The following is a 416-nucleotide window of genomic DNA, read 5'->3' as shown; positions in this document are numbered from 1 at the left end:
AATGCAATTGGTATTATAAGCAAGCTTCTGCACCAACTAAGTATCGTGACTATTTAAAAGAGCGTTTGGGTAATGGTGAAGCGACAGTCTTTATTGCCTATAGCGATAATGAACCCGTTGGATTTGTGCTTAATTATCACACGTTTTCTTCTGTTTCATTAGCAAGAGTGATCGTTGTTAACGATCTATTTATCTGTGCATCACATCGGCAGCAAGGTATCGCGAATAAGTTGATTGAAAACGTTATAGAGTTAGCAAAATGTACTCACTCTGTACGAATTGACCTCGGTACCGCTATTGATAATTACGCCGCGCAAGCATTGTATGAAAAGATTGGTTTTATTAAAGATACGGAGTACTTTTCATATAGCCTCCCAGTTGCTTAAATGACTTTAGCCAAGGTGTTTTTTCAATTT

At 37.5% G+C, this 416-nt stretch carries 1 protein-coding gene; it reads left to right on the top strand.

Annotated elements, in window-relative coordinates; all coding sequences use genetic code 11:
* Positions 1-386: GNAT family N-acetyltransferase (locus AB4238_RS19340; RefSeq protein ID WP_372034912.1), on the top strand; the 386-nt coding region annotated here is incomplete at its 5' end.
* Between the last annotated feature and the right edge of the window lie 30 nt (positions 387-416).

The organism is Shewanella sp. 10N.286.45.A1, assembly GCF_041470405.1.
Classification (GTDB): Bacteria; Pseudomonadota; Gammaproteobacteria; order Enterobacterales; family Shewanellaceae; genus Shewanella.
Note: the sequence above shows the minus strand (reverse complement) of the source record. Positions and strands in the feature narration are given on the sequence as shown.